Source organism: Streptococcus sanguinis, assembly GCA_013378335.1.
GTDB classification, from domain to species: Bacteria; Bacillota; Bacilli; order Lactobacillales; family Streptococcaceae; genus Streptococcus; species Streptococcus sanguinis_I.
The window spans coordinates 1,788,237-1,804,191 of record CP040556.1; the positions used below are offsets into that span (position 1 = coordinate 1,788,237).

Consider the following 15,955-nt stretch of genomic DNA (forward strand, 5'->3'; position numbering starts at 1 on the left):
TTTAATTATAGATTTGAAGGGCTTAATAATTAAGATTTTTAAAAATTGAAATCTTTTTGTCCCAGCCTCTTTTAAATGCCTCGTTTAGATTAGTTGAAAAAAATCCGATGTACTAAAGAACTTCGTTACGCGACCGCTTTCGTGTTTGATAGTAGATTAAAAGCACTAAAAATGACAAGGTCTGAGCCACGGTAATTCGAAGACTAAGTAGCTGATCCGTTCCGTTTTTTGATAGGACATGAAGCAGATTAACCACCGTGTTATTAACAAACTGAACAGCCATACCCATATAGAGACTTCCCGTCATCTTAGCCATAAGAGCAAACTGAAGACCAATCAGAAAACTAGTGAGAACTAAAATCAAACTATTAATACAGAAGCCTGTCAAGCTCATTTCCCCATCAAGCAAACTTCTGAAGGGTGCCATGATATGCCAGAAACCAAAAAGGAGACTCGAAAAAAGAGCTGCTTTTATAAAGCTGTATTTTCTTTCAAAAACTTTTTGAAAGAGTCCACGAAAGATTCCTTCTTCCATGAGGACATTGATGAGATTGCCTGCCAGACAGATCAATAGAAAAAGAAGGCCCCTTTGCTGGCCGATATTGCCGTTGACCGAATAAGCAGACACATAGAAATCAAGCCCCAGAAAATTTCCTTGACTCAGCAACACAGCGATTTCTATCAGATAAGCTAAAGCAAAAAATAAACTCCCCCAGACTAGACCTAGACTAACTCGACGGAACAAGTTTTTTGTCCCCAAGCCAATTTGTTTGAAATTCAGGCCGTAAAAACGCAAAGCTGGGACCAGTAGTACAAGCCCTAGGAGTTTGTGGACAAAAGATTCTCCCCAGAATGTCTGATCCGTCCTCAAAATCATGTAGTCTGCAATCCGCAGAATACAGCAAACCAAATAAATAATCAAAACAATTTGAATCTGTCGGACATATTGGTCTTTAATTCTCTTTATTTTCATACTTTCTTATTCCCCTTTCCTACCTCCACGGATTGTAAAAGCGGCCGTTATTAACTGCGAAGAGAGCAAAGCAAAGCAATAGAAAAGCGACTGCCAGTGTCAGCACCAGCATATCTCGTCTGCTTAGAGCCTGATAGGTATACCAGGTCCGTTTTTTATTTTTTCCGAAACGGCGCAGCTCCATGGCCGTGGCAATGGTATTGATGCGCTCTAGCGAGCTGAAAATCAACGGAATGATAATCTGCAGATTTCCTTTCACGCGCTGAGTCAGTTTGGCTTTCTTGGATAATTCCTGCCCACGCGCTTCCTGGGACATTCGAATCAGGAAGAACTCTTCCTGCAAATCTGGAATATAGCGAAGCGTCAGACTGACCGCGTAAGCAATTTTATAGGAAATACCAAGCTGATGTAGGCTGGAAGCAAACTGACTGGGATGGGTTGTCATGAGGAAAATCACTGCCAGAGGTATGGCCGAAACATACTTGAGCAGGAGATTAAAGAGGTAGAACAGCTCCTGAGCTGTTAGATTATAAGCTCCCCAGCCAGTCCAGAGGACATCTTTGGCTCCGTAGATATCGACACCATACTGAGGCGCGAAAAGATAGACCATCACTAAGTTAAGAGCAGCAAAGGATGCCGCAAAGACTAAAACAAATGAAATGTCTCGGATGCGGATGTGGGACAGCCGAAAGAGGCAGAGGGACAGCAGGGCTAGCACCAGCAAAAAGCGAGTATCAAAGCTGATCATGGCTGCTACTGATACCAGAACGAAGAACAGCATCTTGCTGGCACCGGACAGACCATGAAGAAACGTCTCGCCTGCATGGTAGCCGATTAATTTTCGCTGATTAAGCATGCTTATCCTCCTTTTTTCGCATATAAAACTCGGTCAAAGCCAGAGGGTCGGCACCAATCTTCTCAGCCAGAGCAAAGATAGACGTTTCCTTTAGATGAGCCGCCGTAATCAACTCTTGATCTGTCAGCACCTGAGCAGGCGCCTTATCGGCTAAAATCTGACCATCCACCACAACCACTGCCCGATCTGAGTAATCCAGCATCAGCTGCATATCGTGCGTAATCATGATAATCGTATGTCCCTGCTGATTGAGCTCGTCTAGAAAGTCCATCATCTCGGTATAATGGCGCTGGTCCTGACCAGCTGTCGGTTCATCCAAGAGGATAATCTCCGGATTCAGCACCAAGATAGACGCAATAGTCACCCGCTTCTTCTGGCCGAAAGACAGGGCCGAAATCGGCCAACTACGAAATTCATAAAGGCCACAGGTCTTGAGAGCCGCATGGACCCGCTCTTCGATTTCCGCTTCTGCCAGTCCGCGCAAGCGCAAACCTAGAGCCACTTCATCAAAAATCATGGCTGCCGAAATCATCTGATTGGGATTCTGCAGGACATAGCCAATCCGCTCAGCTCGCTCCTTGATAGAGTCTCCTTTGATGTTCTGACCTTTCCAGCTATAGCTTCCTTCAGTCTCAATAAACTGACAGAGAGCCTTGGCCAGAGTTGACTTACCAGCTCCATTTTTACCAACGATGGCTATCCGCTCACCCTTGAAAATCTTCAGGCTGATATCCTGCAAAATAGGCTTGCCGCTGCTCTGGTAAGCAAAGGAAACATGTTCTAGTTCCAATAAGGGCTCCTGAGGCTCTTTATCAGAGTCAGACCAGTCTCTGCCCTCAAAGGTCACATCTGCCAGCTGTAGCTGATCCAAACGGGACAATCTTTCAGTATTTTCCACATCAACACCCAACTGGCGTAGAGTGGTAATGTAGAGCGGTTCGCGGATGCCATTTTCAGCTAGCAGCTGGGTCCTGAGCAGGTCATCCGGCTGTCCGTCAAAGAGAATGCGTCCGTCATTGACAAGCACTAGTCTGTCTACCGGTCTGTAAAGAACATCTTCCAAGCGATGCTCGATAATCAGAGTCGTCGTTTCCGTCTCCCGATGAAGCTGGTCAATCAAATCAATGGTATCCTGACCCGACTTGGGATCCAGATTGGCCAAGGGCTCGTCAAAAAGCAGAATAGGACTCTCGTCAATCAAAACCCCAGCCAGACTGACGCGCTGCTTTTGACCACCTGATAGATCCTGGGGCCGATGCTGTAAAAGCTCAGCTAAATCCAGCTTCTCTGACCAGGTTTTAACTTTTTCGCGCATAAGCGACAGCTCCATCACGTCATTTTCCAACGCAAAGGCCAGATCTTCTGCTACGCTAAGCCCGATAAACTGGCCATCCGTGTCCTGCAAGACCGTGCTGACAAGATTGGACTTATCATAAATGCTGGATTCAAAGGCTGGCTGCCCCTTAATCAAGAGCTGACCGCTGGCCTCTCCTTTATAAATGTTAGGTATAATTCCATTAAGGCACTGGCCCAGCGTTGACTTCCCAGAGCCAGACGGCCCGACAATCAGAACCTTCTCCCCTCGTAAATAGTCAGATTGATCTGCTTCAGGGTCGGCTCAGACTGGGCCTGATATTGAAAGCTAAAGTCTTCAAATTGGATAATTGGTTTTTTCATCTTATTTCTCTATAGTGCCAGAGCGATTTGAATCGCGAGATTGGCAATCTTATCTTTTTCGTCTAAGTCTGCATGATTGGCTAAGTTGCGCATATCCCAAGCTTCCTCAGACAAGTGGTCGGCTGCATAAAAGAACTGGCAGACGATTATCTCTCGAAAAGCTGCTAAGGCCGCTACAGCTGAGCATTCCATATCCACACAGATAGCTCCCTCAGCCTTTCTCTGACGGAGTTTAGCTGGTGTCTCACGGTAAATGCCGTCTGTCGTCCAGACCTTGCCCTTGCTATGGGAAATCCCGCGCTCATCCAGAAAAGCCGTCAAAAAATCTTTCAAGCCAAGATTGACTTCCTGCTCACGGCTAGCTGGCTGGTAGTGATAGCTAGTCCCCTCATCACGCAGGGCCTCCGTCGGGATAATGACAGACGTTTCCTTAATCTCCTCATCCAAGATACCGCAAGTACCGAAAAGCACCAGCTTCTTCATGCCAAAAGCAATCAGGTCTTCCAGAATAGCCACACAGGCCGAAGCTCCAACCGGTGCATTGAAGAGAGCCAGTTCCCGTCCATCCGCGAAAATACGATAGATAGGAATTTCAATATTAGCCATGCTGGTCGTCGTAATCAGTTCATGCTCAAAATCCGCTAGCATCCGCGCAAAAGTCTCTCTGGCAAAACAGGAAACAGCCGTCTCTGGAAAACCCTCTATGGATTCATTCAAGTCTTTTGGGTTGATGATGGCCTTGCGACTTTGGTCAAATTCTTCAAGTATCATAGGCTTGCTTTCTTATCCCTTTCTTCCTGATGAAACAGGCAGCAGTTCTCTGCTGACTTCATCTTACCATTGTATCATAAAAAGGCGGTCTGCTGAACGCTGCCTGCATATTTTCTACATAGCCAAAGCCATAGGCAGACTCTATAGCTACAAATGAGGTGAATACTTTGTCCAATGATTTTCCAACAAAAAAGACTGGGCATAAATCCCAATCTCATCTTACATAAGGGCTGTTGCAGCAGTAATCAAGCCAAATACAATACCCGGCATATTAGCCGCTGCCAAAGGAATGTCCCGCTTCTCTTTAAATAGACCATAAATGACCCAGAGAGTACAGTTTAGAGCAGCTACTGAAGGCTGGATAAAGTCACCCTTGTTGCCAGCTAGATTATTCATAATCTGTGGGATATAGGAAACATACATCATAACAGACATAAAAGTGGCCACCCAGCCCAAGATTAGCATGTGTTTTTCTTTCATTTCGTTCTCCTTTTTATAAAACTGACCTCTATTCTATAGCTTCTTTTTGAAATTTTCAAGATATTTTCAATAATGTTATCAAAAAGAAAAGAGTCACAAAATTGTGAGAACTGCTGACAGACCTAAAAAAGCCGCCTTTTGGCAGCTCTGTTAAGATTCAAAAAGTAAATTTTCCTAGCGCTAAAACTTCGGTTCTCCATCGGGAAGTTGAGCCAAAATAGCTTCCAGTTCCAGCCGATTGAGTGGCTGAATCCGAATCTGACTGGAATCCAGATAAGTGCGGTGAGTGTCTGGAATCTTCTCCAAAAAATCTTTTAAATCCTTTGTTGTCAGATATTTATAGCCCTGCGGACTGCTGGCATCCTCTATCAGGATATGGAGATGCCATTCCATGTCTTGACTAGCACCGCTCTCAATCATCTCTTTAACCAGGTAGCCCTTGGGCATGGGCTGAGTAGGAAGGACTGTATCCACTCCTTCTGCCAGAACATAAGAACCCAGGTATTTCCCACCCTGATCCTTATAATACTTAGGAGTAGAAAATTGACTCTGAACCTGCTGCATCTCAGCCATCTGCCTGCCAAACTCCTCCACAGGATCTTCAGCCTTGAATAGTTCCAGAAGCTTTTCCTGCGACATGTACAAATCATGAGCATAGCCTTCGAAAACATGCATAGGCGCAGCTGCCACTCTGGCATCGTTCAGGCCATAGAGAATATCCGCTTCAAAATCAATATTAAAAATCCCGTCAGCAGTATAAGTGGTGCCGTATTCATCGACAATATCCTGCTTCATCTTTTGAGCCAAACGACTCATAAAGAGAATGGCCCCTTTCCAGTCACCCACAGTCGATGGTGTCAAGACGCGGATCTGATAGGTTTCTCGGTCTGGCAGATAATAAACTTCAAACCCTCGGCCTGCCCCTTCCCAATAGACAGCCAGAAAAGTTCCGACCTGTCCCAAGGATTGATAAGCCTTATCGCCCTCGAGGCCTACAACCTCAAGCCCTTCTACCAAGGAAACCAAAGACAAGGGTGTTTCGACCGCCTTATAGCTAAACAAGCCCTTTCGATTCTGAATGTAAAAAGAAATACTCATACCATGCTCCTTTCTAACGACAAAAGCCTTTCTGAAAGCGAGAAAATGCAAAATCAACACTCAATACTGGTACAAACTCGCTTTTTTCCAAGGCTTTTAGGGATAAACTCCATTCGCAAAACGGACTCTGGTATTAGTATAACATTTTTGGAAGGAAAAGACGAAAAAACCTGTATCCATGAAGAGACGTTCCGGCTGAAAACTTCATTAATACAGGTTGTCACAAGATATCTGAACTTCATAAAAGAACAAGGGACAAACTGGGCCTGGTTTCTAAATGTGCCAAACTCATTCTGAGCTCTTCTTACTTTTTATCCTGCTGCGTCATCTCCTGATTGTAGGACAAGGCTAGCTTGATCCAGTAAGACAGTTCTTTTTGTCCTTCGGCATCTAAATCAATATAGCCATGATAAAGCCTGCCCTTCATTAACGTCACACTAGCACCATTTTTGGGCAGGACCTGCTTTTCCATTTCCTTACCGATGCGTACCATGACAAGCTCTTGACTTCTCGAACTCACAGTAACGGTCATCTTACCTCGGACCATAAAAGCCAAACCACCAAACATCTTCTTCTCTTCTACCTCTTCTTCAAAAACATGAGGAGGAAGTTCAGTAGCTAAAATGGCACGGACTTGCTGGGCTAAGGATTCACTATAAGCCATCCTTCTACCTCATTTCATCACATCCCAGCCGATACCAAAACGGTCAATCAAGCGGCCATAAAACTCTGCGAAAGCTTGTTCCTCTAAAGGATAGAGAATTTGTCCACCTTCAGCAAGCTTGGCAAAAAGCTCATCGGCTTCTTCTCTACTGTCTGGGCTCAGAACCAACCATTGATTGGGCTGATGATTGCTAGGAATAGATAGGTTGTTAAAAATGCCTACATCTCCTCACCATTCAGGGTTAAGTTTTCCGTATCTAAGGCAATCCAGGCAACCTTATCTCGTTTTTCTGCAGGAAGGTTAGCTGGATCCATCATATCACTAGCTCTAACAAGTCCCTTTATCTCTGTCTGAAAAAGGTCCGCATAAAAACGAAAAGCTTCTTCGGCCTGACCATTAAAACTTAAAAACACGTCTAATTTCATTATTGTTCCTCCAATTTTTTATATCTGAGAATAGATCTCTAGTATCAGTTTATCAATTAGGATAAAAATTTTCTTATTCTCAATTGCGCTTGTTTGGCTAGGGAACGCATGATTAAAACTGGAAGATTAACTGTAATAGGTGGATCACTGGGCAAGGGCCTGCGCATGCTGATTTCCTCTTGATAGATGCTATCGCCTGAAAAAGTGAGAGGTTCATCGCTGCCTCAGCGAAAGTTGTGTTTCAAGACATAGTTTTTAGTTAGGCGTAAATCCTCCAGCAATTCACAGGCCAAAAGATAGTAGTGACCATCCGGTACATTTTCAAAAGTAAACCGTCTCTCCTGACTCAGTGCTACTCCGATAACCGGCTCTTCTTTGGGTATGCGGGTCTTAAAAAGCCCGACACAGCTAATGCGTGGTTCATACCCCTCAGGATAAGATAGCGCCACAGTCAACCGATTGTCACTTTTACAGTCGGGATCCTGATGCAACAAAGCTCCCTTCTCATCCAGCTGTTTTACCATAAAATCATAAGCTTTGGTTGATTCCTGATAATATTTTTTGGGTGAAAGTCCAGTATGTCGCTTAAAAGTATTGGAAAAACTGCCTAGACTATCATAACCAGCTTCCATAGAGGTCTCGGTCACATTTTGCCGTCCTTCCACAATTTCCTGAATCCCCTTTTCCATCTTAAGAGCTTCCATATATTGCTTGATAGAAAAGCCCATCTTTTTCTTGAAAGTTCTGGATAGATGGGAAGGACTATAATGGAAATACTGAGCCAAATCAGTCAGACTCAGCTCTTCATCTGCATGCTGACGCAGATAGGCTGCCACTTCTTCCATAATAGCTTTAGACATAGACTTGCTCCTTTCCCATTTATTTAAGCTCATTATATCATATCAAAAAGAAAGGACAAAAAATCAAAACCGCAGAAAGAAAACCAGAAAGTAAGTGATACTCCGCGAGATGTCCCAAGAACATGAGGAAATAGTCTGCTTTTCCAAATCTCTGTCCAACAAGCCTTTTACCTGTAAATAAATGAGTCTGGGACAAAAGTCCAACCTCAAATATAAAAAGCGAACAAAACGAGTTTTCTGGTAATCAGAATTCTGCTTTGTTCGCTTTTCGCATTTAATTATAGATTTGAAGGGCTTAATAATTAAGATTTTTAAAAATTGAAATCTTTTTGTCCCAAACTCTTCACGATTAAATTACTGAGCCACTAGTGTTTCCAAGCTTTCTCCAATCGCAGCCAAACGCTCCACCACTTCTGCTTGACTCAGGTCGTTTTCAGCCACATAGCGGTTGCGAGGATGAATGCGGCATTCGTGAGAACAGCCACGGAGGTACTTGTCTTCATTTTCTTCTGAAGTCAAGATGCGGCGGTTACACTCTGGATTGCCACAGTTGACATAGCGCTCGCAAGGAGTCCCGTCAAACCAGTCTTTCCCAATCACGACTGGATCAACATGGTTGATATCAACGGAGATACGCTCATCAAAGACATACATCTTGCCGTCCCAAAGCTCACCTTGAACTTCTGGATCCTTGCCGTAAGTCGCGATACCGCCATGAAGCTGGCCGACATCCTTGTAGCCTTCACGCACCATCCAGCCTGAGAATTTCTCACAACGAACACCACCGGTACAGTAAACAACCACGCGCTTGTCCATGAACTTCTCTTTGTTATCACGGACCCATTGCGGCAATTCGCGGAAGTTACGGATGTCTGGACGAATGGCCCCACGGAAGTGACCCAAATCGTACTCATAGTCGTTACGAGTATCTAGGACAACAGTGTCTTCGTCCAAGAGCGCTTCCTTAAATTCCTTAGGTGACAAGTAAGCTCCTGTCGTCTCCAGCGGGTTGATGTCATTATCAAAATCATTGTCTTCCAAGCCCAAGTGCACGATTTCTTTCTTGTAGCGAACAAACATTTTCTTGAAAGCTTGTTCGTTTTCTTCGTCAATCTTGAACCAAAGGTCTTCCATGCCCGGAAGGCTGTGCACATAATCCATGTATTTTTGAGTGGTTTCATAATCACCAGAAACCGTTCCATTGATTCCCTCATCTGCTACCAAGATACGGCCTTTAAGACCGATAGATTTACAGAAGGCCAGATGATCAGCTGCAAATTTCTCAGCATTCTCAATCGGAACATATTTGTAGTAAAGTAGGACGCGAATATCTTTTGCCATAAGATTTCAACTCTCTTTTCTCTATAAAATTTTCTGAATTTTTTAATTCATCTATTTATTATAACCCGAGAAGAAAAGCTGGGCAAAAAATTTGTTTGAAAAATAGCAGAGCTGGAAAGTTTAAATGAAAAGGACAAGTTATCGCTCTTCTTCCAATTGATCCAAATACTTCTCAAAGCGCTTTTTCTGCCATTTGTTTATATACTCCAAGAAAATATTGACCAGCAGCATAAAGGGAAAGTGAATGATAAAAGTAATTAAAATAACAAATAGAAACATGGGGTGAAAAACACTATTATGATAAATAGCGTGATTCAGTTGGAAATTCTGGCAAGCAATCAAGAAAGTCAGAAAGCCTGTCGAAACTAGAACGCCCCAGATAGTCAGACTGAAACTATTGTAATAATTAGCTCCCAGATGCTGAGCTCGACATATGAAATAAAGAGAAGCAATGATAATCAAAACCAAAAAAGGTTGATAGTGAATGGCTCCAGCATTCATAACTACGGAACCAGCATATAAGGCTAAACTACTGTACAAGAAGAAACTAAAAGCTTCCATACCGGCCTTGTTGACAAGCTGCTCTTCCCGCTCGTCCAAGATCTGACGTTTAATAAGTTTAATTTTCATTTCAAGCTCCTATACTTCTACTCCCAAAATAGGGATTAACAACATAAGAATGGCAGGAAGTCCGTTATTTATCATGTGAACTGCGATACTGACTTCCAAGCGCCGAGTTCGATAAGCCAGCAAGGTCAAAATCACAGAGGCACCACCATAAATCACAAAAGACATGATATTGGTTGGGCCATGAAAAAGCGCAAAGAGCAGTCCGCCTATGATATAGCCCCAGCTTTCATAGCCTTTAAAGATTTTTAGAGGGATGATACCACGGAAAATAATTTCTTCTGCGATAGGCGCTAAAACACCAAGCATGATGGCCAACAACATCGCATTTCCCCTTCGGAACTCCTCCATCAAAGATGCCTGATTAGCCGTTGTCACTTCTCCATGTAGCCAACGGAGTAATACCCTCCCAAGGACAGATGTGAGCAACATGCCTAAGAGACCTAGAGCAATTCGCTTCCCGTCTCCTTTTTGAAAGATTTTTCCAGACTGGGATAAGATTCCAGTTTTCTTTGCTACCACGACAAAGACCAGCAAAACTAGAAAAATCATCGAAAGCCCAAGACCAATAGTCCATTGTTTGGGAAATTGATAAGTTATTGCTAGCTGCTGAAACAGCATAGGGAGCATATACAAGGCTAAGGCTAAAAAAGCGCAGCCAACCCAGATCAATCGTTTCCACCAAGTCATTCTTCGTCCTCCAATTCCTGATCGAGCTTTGCCTGACCTTTGCCGTTTAGGTAAAGACTGATTTTGTCCATGTTCAGGCTTCCAAGCATAAACAGTACCATTGCAAGAGCCAACTTGAGCAGATACAAAATGCTCAACATGCCAGCCAGATTTTCTCGCTGACCAAAGAAATCAATGCCAATAACAATGAGAACAAAGACAATGCCACCGCCAAAACGCTCTGCCCATTTTTCCTCTCTCACCATATCACCAACATCAATACCTAAGCTTACGCGACGAAGCAAGGCATATAGACCTACTAGGGTAAGCAGAATACCTTCTGGCAGATAGGCCAGCAAGCTCAGATGGAAGACATAGGCTTTGCAAAATACAGAGATAGCTAAGAAGAGGAACATTCCTAGCACTAGTTCTCCCGCAACTTTACCGTCCAATTTCTCTGTTCGTTCATCTTTTATAACAGGTTGCTTCTTCATTCTCTTTCTCGCTTTCTTATTTATAAGTTGAAGATTCATTGATGCTAATTCTCATCATTTTCTAGTTCTTGATCTAATAGTGCCTGCCTCTTTTGATAAAAATGGTTGACTGCCTTATCAATCATACTGGAAAAGGCGGTTATCAAAGCTAAAATAAAAATAAATTGCAAAATTGGGTAATGTTGAAAAAATAGTCGAAGAGCTGAATTTCCACTCCACATCAGAACAGCCATAATTACAATCGCTAGGTTAGCTCCGTTAGCCAAACGACTTCTGAAACTCTTAAGCCCGATAGATGGCTTGTAGCGTCTGATATCAAGTCCCAATTGCCAGCTACGAATTCCAGCATACATTTCCATACCCAAAATAACTAGAATTTCTGGTAAGTAGCCTTCTACTGGCACATGCCAAATCATGATTTTGATAAAAATAGAAATAACGAGCAAAATAATCGCAAAAAAAGCAACTTCATTTCCTAATTTTCGCTCAAGTTGTAGAGTCCGCTCGTCTGTATAGACTTTTTGTGGTTTGTCTTTCATTTTCTTTCTCACTTTCTTCCTATTCTTCCCAAAACAACTGATCCAGAGTCTTATTGAGACATTTGCAAATCGCTAAGCATAAGCTGAGGCTGGGATTGTACTTACCTGCCTCAATCAAGCCAATGGTCTGGCGGGTCACTCCGATAGCATCTGCCAAGTCCCCTTGGGTCATATCATGCTCAGCTCGTGCCATTTTTAGTCTAAGATTTTTTGCCATGGCCATCGTCCTTATCGTCTTTCTTTGCCCGAATATAACATAGAAAGCACAAGCAAAAGTGATATCAGCAAAACCAAAAATAAGCAACATTTGATTTTTCTGAATTATCCCTAGAATTATAAACACAACAGCTAATACTAGCCAAGCAAGAGGAATAAGCAGATGATTTATTTTCCTATTCATGCTATCGCTCCTTTCATCATTATAAGTCTATTATACAATATATTTTAAATAATGCAATATATAATTTACATTTTATCTTTTATTTTTTACATTATTTCAGAAGTAATTTCCACAGATTTAAACATCAAAAAGAGAAGACCAGTTTGATCTTCTCCAAATCTTATCCGCAACCTAGATCTGTTGACAAAGAGTCAAAGTCTTCTAAGTCGCTATGGCCTGCTTAAAATATAGTCAGAGGCAGAGACTTCTATTTCCCATACCTACCCTAAAACTTATTGTTTAAACGCTTCCCAATCCTTCATAAATTGGGCTATTCCATCGGTAGTCAGTGGATGCTGCGTCATTTTTTCAAATAAATTATCCGGAATGGTCGCAATGTGAACACCAAGTTTTGCAACAGCTTCAACATGTGCTGAATTACGAATACTAGCTGCAATGATTTCAGCTTTAAAATCATAAATATCAATAATCGTGCGCAAATCTGCAAGAAGTCGTAAATTGTTTAAATTGTCCAGTTCCTGATGGACAACTGTATGATTCACCACTAGCAAAAAAGCCGCCCAGTCGTATAGGCAGCTATTCTTTGATAGAAACTACTATGATTAATCTTTTTTGAGGCTTCCTGCGCGGGTGCGGGTGCGAGCGTAAGCAGTCAGCAAGACAGTTCCGATGACAGCTACTGTCGCAGAATTCACCAGAATTGCTACAATACTTTGAGCAATAACCTTATTGACCGGCTCACCAGACACAATCACGTCACCAATCGGGCCTATTAGCCAAGCGATTGCATTGGCTCCAATCTGAATCAAGTTAAAGCGGATAATGTCCTTGACTTCAAATTTTCCTTCTTCCACTTGGAAGAATTTTCTAAAGAAGCCAACTAATAGACCGAAGACTCCGCTGCCAGCAATCCAGAACCACCAGAGTCCGCCACCGCTCATAGCGTCTTTAATGGCGTGGCCAATGAAGCCCATAAGGAAACCGACGATTGGTCCAAAGATGACGCTAAAAAGAGCTTGCAGAGGGTATTGGAGCTGGATGCTGGTATTGGGTACAGGCGTTGGAATATTGATCATTCCGAGGACTACGAATAGGGCTGCTCCAATTCCTGTTGCGACTACGTTTCTGATTGTATTATTTTTCATGTTCTTCTTCCTTAATTTTCAATTCTCTTGATTTCAATATGCCATTGGGCACCGACACCAACATTGTAGGCCTTAGCAAAGGAACCTTGGTTAATCGCTAAGCCGACCCGATAGAGGGAGTTGATATAGAGGATAGGCTGACCGATGCGGACATCCGCAAAGGACTTGCCATAGGTTACTTGGTTTTGATAAACCAGCATGTCATTGTTGTAGATGGTAACCTCGAAGCGGTCGCCAAATTCTGGTTTTAAGGTGCAGAATTCTTCGCGGGTGATAGAGGTCCAAAGAGAGCCGAAGCGGACATCCAGAATATCAATAGCTCCGCTGACATAATTATCCGCAATCGTAGTTTCGACTACCTGAATTTCGACAATGTCTTCAACTTTAAGCTCTGGTCCAACCTCTTCAAAGCTGATGTGACCGCTGGCTAGCTTAGCACCCGTATAGGCATAGACATCACGACCATGGAAAGTATAGGAATGTTCAGTATTCTTACGACGGTTTTCCACTTCAGAAATTTCCCGAATGGCCTCAATGCCGACATGCTTCTTGATGAAAGACAGGGTGCCGTTATCAGGCGTAACGATGTACTGACCTTTTTTAGTCTTGGCTACCACACTCTTACGCTTGGAGCCCACACCCGGATCCACTACTGACACAAAGGTCGTTCCTGCCGGCCAGTAATTAACTGTCTGAAAGAGACGATAGCTTCCCTCAAAGATATTGTAAGGGGTGATATCGTGAGTCAGATGGTGAATTTTCAGAGTGGGAGACTCTTCTAGCGCCACTCCGATCATGGCTGACACAGCTCCATCTACCAGACCAAAGTCCGACTGGAGTACGAGTAAATTGTTCATATTTTCTCCTTACTTATATTTACAATGATAGTTAGACTGAAGCTGACTTGGAATGTCTAACTTTAAGGATTTTTCTTCCTAATAGGGCGCCTAGTAAAGCCCCCAGTAAAATGCTGGCTACAAACCAGAGGACTAAGCTGGGTTCCGGCTTAAGCATGACTTGCTCGATGTAAGCCTGAGTCTTTCCTCTGGCAAGAAGACTAGCTTCATACTGCTTGGGCGCCAGCCACATTAGGAAAATAGGCCCCGCTGTGCTAAAGCTGAAAACCATAAAAGACAGCAAGCTTCTAACAGTCTTTTGATAGCCGCCTGACCGAGCTATAAGATCCGCTAAAACACCGCAAATCAAACCTGGTAGAAAGGCTCCAAAGCCATGTCGACTAAGCAGAAAGAAGAGACCTAGCAGACAGCCTAAGCCGCTGATTAGACCGAAGGTCTTTATTTTCTCAGTATAGAAGATAAACAGAACTCCACCAAAGAAAGCTGTAAAAGCTGGAGCGTAAAACATATTGCCTGAGCGGTCAAATAGAAGCCCAACCAAGACGCCTAAGATCATGGCTAGGAAATAAAAGAGGTAAAAGAAGCCAGCCTGCTTCAGTTTGTCTTTTCTTATAGAGTATAGCATAAGACTTCCTTTCCCGCTAGTCAGCTTTACTGTAACTGCCAATCAACTCCTGAATGAGCTCAATATGCGTATAATAATCAGCAATTTTCACATTCTCATCTCCGCCATGGTCTCGGCTGTTGGCATTTCCAAGTCCGAAAGCCGCCATAGGAACCTCCAAGGCTTCATAGACCGTGTGCATCGGACCAGTTCCAGCTGAGGTCGGCAGAACAGAGATGCCCTCTTGGTAGTAATCTTTAGCCAGCTCAATAAGATTGAGAATGGAAGGCGCACTCATGTCGCTGCGATAACTCATCTCTCCTAAGGTATAGGTCAGCTCAACCGCTGGATAGCCATTTTTATCTAGTTGCTGACGAATCTTGTCCAAAACATCTTGTGGCTCCAGACCTGGCACCAGACGAACCTCCATCTTAGCCTGGGCATCTGAAGGTAAAATGGTTTTAACCCCTTGGCCTTGATAGCCTGATCCGAAGCCTTCAATATTCAGCGAAGGTTCAAAGTAAAAGCGACGGAGAAATTCCTTACGTTCGTCCAGCAAAACCGGTAATTTTAAGCCATAGACCTGACTCAGTTCTGCAGGAGTCCGCAGGGCATATTCCTCAATCAAGGCTAGTTCCCGCTCATTAGGCTCTTGAACTTGCTCATAGATTCCTTCAACTAAGATGCGGCCGTCTGGACTGCGCAAGCTAGATAGAGCATTGAGCAAATACCAAGAAGCTGAATTGATAACGCCACCGAAGCTGGAATGAATATCTACATCTGCACTTTTGACTGTCATATCAAAGGTAACAATCCCCTTGTTACCGCCCGAGATTTCTAGCTGCCCTAGATTGTTGCGGCTGCCTTGCTCCCAGACCAGCAAATCTGCTCCTCGCAGGCGTTTGCGATGCTTGGCCAGATATTTATCTAAGTCTGTCGAAGCGGACTCTTCTGCCCCTTCCATCATAAAGATGATATTGACTGGCAAATCACCGTGCTCTCGAATATACTTGCGAACGGCTGTCAGACGAGCGGTAATGTGTCCCTTGTCATCATCCACTCCTCGCCCATACATAACTCCGTAATGAACTGACAATGTAAAAGGATTATTGGTCCAGGGCTGATCATCATCTGCTGGCACTGTATCGTAGTGGTTGTAGAAAATAATGGTCTTAGCAGCAGGATTTGAAGAAAGAAACTCCGCCAAAATAAAGGGAGCAGTATAGCTGTCGTCAATCATGACCTTGGCTCCAGCAGCTGTAAAAATCTCTCCCAAATAGTTGGCTACTTCCTGCAGGCCAACCTGCTGGGCAAAGATTGATTTTTTAGAGATCAAGGTCCGCAGCACTTCAAAATAGTGCTGGGCTACCTCGTCGTTTTCAAATTTCTTGATTTGTTCAGTCTCAGTTGAGAAAGGCATGCGTTACTCCTATTAACAGCAGATAAAGGGCTGGGGAAATAAGCTTCCCCGCCCT

At 43.5% G+C, this 15,955-nt stretch carries 17 protein-coding genes and 5 pseudogenes; 1 reads left to right on the top strand and 21 read right to left on the bottom strand.

Annotated features, from left to right (window positions below):
• Positions 1–112: 112 nt before the first annotated feature.
• The 6 genes and pseudogenes from FFV08_09145 to FFV08_09170 all read right to left on the bottom strand — a co-directional run bounded on the left by FFV08_09145 (position 113) and on the right by FFV08_09170 (position 5,855).
• Complete coding sequence (locus tag FFV08_09145) at positions 113–973, bottom strand: CPBP family intramembrane metalloprotease (GenBank protein ID QLB52750.1); 861 nt, start codon at positions 971–973, stop codon at positions 113–115.
• Positions 974–992: 19 nt separating this feature from the next.
• Complete coding sequence (locus FFV08_09150; protein QLB52751.1) at positions 993–1,829, bottom strand: energy-coupling factor transporter transmembrane protein EcfT; 837 nt, start codon at positions 1,827–1,829, stop codon at positions 993–995.
• A pseudogene (locus tag FFV08_09155) lies at positions 1,822–3,506 on the bottom strand (ABC transporter ATP-binding protein). Before FFV08_09155 ends, FFV08_09150 begins: the two are co-directional and overlap by 8 nt.
• Positions 3,507–3,515: 9 nt before the next feature.
• Positions 3,516–4,277 (bottom strand): phosphorylase, encoded by a 762-nt coding sequence (locus FFV08_09160; GenBank protein ID QLB52752.1) that lies wholly within the window; start codon positions 4,275–4,277, stop codon positions 3,516–3,518.
• Positions 4,278–4,496: 219 nt separating this feature from the next.
• The gene (locus FFV08_09165) at positions 4,497–4,757 is read right to left on the bottom strand and encodes a hypothetical protein (GenBank protein QLB52753.1); all 261 of its coding nucleotides are present in this window, start codon (positions 4,755–4,757) and stop codon (positions 4,497–4,499) included.
• A 180-nt stretch (positions 4,758–4,937) separates the two neighbouring features.
• Positions 4,938–5,855 carry a DUF4299 family protein gene (locus FFV08_09170; protein ID QLB52754.1) on the bottom strand — a complete coding sequence of 306 codons (918 nt, stop codon included), beginning with the start codon at positions 5,853–5,855 and terminating at the stop codon, positions 4,938–4,940.
• 3 nt (positions 5,856–5,858) lie between these two features.
• Here FFV08_09170 and FFV08_09175 point away from each other — a divergent pair, with 3 nt between their 5' ends.
• Positions 5,859–6,152: a hypothetical protein gene (locus FFV08_09175; protein ID QLB52755.1), complete on the top strand. Its 294-nt coding sequence runs from the start codon at positions 5,859–5,861 to the stop codon at positions 6,150–6,152.
• A 7-nt stretch (positions 6,153–6,159) separates the two neighbouring features.
• Here the strand turns inward: FFV08_09175 and FFV08_09180 are convergent, their stop codons facing one another.
• From FFV08_09180 to FFV08_09250, 15 genes and pseudogenes are all read right to left on the bottom strand, one after another.
• Positions 6,160–6,519, bottom strand: coding sequence for a TfoX/Sxy family protein (locus FFV08_09180; protein QLB52756.1), 360 nt, complete (start codon positions 6,517–6,519; stop codon positions 6,160–6,162).
• A 9-nt stretch (positions 6,520–6,528) separates the two neighbouring features.
• Positions 6,529–6,944, bottom strand: a pseudogene (locus FFV08_09185) (VOC family protein).
• 56 nt (positions 6,945–7,000) lie between these two features.
• Positions 7,001–7,804: pseudogene (locus tag FFV08_09190) on the bottom strand (helix-turn-helix transcriptional regulator).
• Positions 7,805–8,158: 354 nt separating this feature from the next.
• Positions 8,159–9,145, bottom strand: coding sequence for a rhodanese-related sulfurtransferase (locus tag FFV08_09195; GenBank protein QLB52757.1), 987 nt, complete (start codon positions 9,143–9,145; stop codon positions 8,159–8,161).
• Between the two features lie 138 nt (positions 9,146–9,283).
• Positions 9,284–9,775, bottom strand: coding sequence for a hypothetical protein (locus tag FFV08_09200; protein ID QLB52758.1), 492 nt, complete (start codon positions 9,773–9,775; stop codon positions 9,284–9,286).
• Positions 9,776–9,784: 9 nt separating this feature from the next.
• Positions 9,785–10,462 (bottom strand): CPBP family intramembrane metalloprotease, encoded by a 678-nt coding sequence (locus FFV08_09205; protein QLB52759.1) that lies wholly within the window; start codon positions 10,460–10,462, stop codon positions 9,785–9,787.
• A complete protein-coding gene (locus tag FFV08_09210) occupies positions 10,459–10,935 on the bottom strand; it encodes a hypothetical protein (GenBank protein QLB52760.1) in 477 nt (158 codons plus the stop codon). The genes FFV08_09205 and FFV08_09210 overlap by 4 nt, the downstream gene beginning before the upstream one ends.
• 44 nt (positions 10,936–10,979) lie before the next feature.
• The gene (locus FFV08_09215; protein QLB52761.1) at positions 10,980–11,474 is read right to left on the bottom strand and encodes a hypothetical protein; all 495 of its coding nucleotides are present in this window, start codon (positions 11,472–11,474) and stop codon (positions 10,980–10,982) included.
• A gap of 19 nt (positions 11,475–11,493) precedes the next feature.
• Positions 11,494–11,691, bottom strand: a complete 198-nt coding sequence (locus FFV08_09220; protein QLB52762.1) for a helix-turn-helix transcriptional regulator — start codon at positions 11,689–11,691, stop codon at positions 11,494–11,496.
• Positions 11,675–11,874, bottom strand: a pseudogene (locus FFV08_09225) (hypothetical protein). Before FFV08_09225 ends, FFV08_09220 begins: the two are co-directional and overlap by 17 nt.
• A 272-nt stretch (positions 11,875–12,146) precedes the next feature.
• Positions 12,147–12,368: pseudogene (locus FFV08_09230) on the bottom strand (fructose-6-phosphate aldolase).
• A gap of 108 nt (positions 12,369–12,476) precedes the next feature.
• Positions 12,477–13,019 carry an ECF-type riboflavin transporter substrate-binding protein gene (locus FFV08_09235; GenBank protein QLB52763.1) on the bottom strand — a complete coding sequence of 181 codons (543 nt, stop codon included), beginning with the start codon at positions 13,017–13,019 and terminating at the stop codon, positions 12,477–12,479.
• Positions 13,020–13,030: 11 nt separating this feature from the next.
• On the bottom strand, positions 13,031–13,876 hold the full coding sequence (locus FFV08_09240) for a DNA-directed RNA polymerase subunit delta (GenBank protein ID QLB52764.1): 846 nt from the start codon (positions 13,874–13,876) through the stop codon (positions 13,031–13,033).
• Between the two features lie 31 nt (positions 13,877–13,907).
• Complete coding sequence (locus FFV08_09245) at positions 13,908–14,501, bottom strand: MptD family putative ECF transporter S component (GenBank protein ID QLB52765.1); 594 nt, start codon at positions 14,499–14,501, stop codon at positions 13,908–13,910.
• A gap of 16 nt (positions 14,502–14,517) precedes the next feature.
• Positions 14,518–15,900, bottom strand: coding sequence for a M20/M25/M40 family metallo-hydrolase (locus FFV08_09250; protein ID QLB52766.1), 1,383 nt, complete (start codon positions 15,898–15,900; stop codon positions 14,518–14,520).
• Positions 15,901–15,955 lie beyond the last annotated feature (55 nt).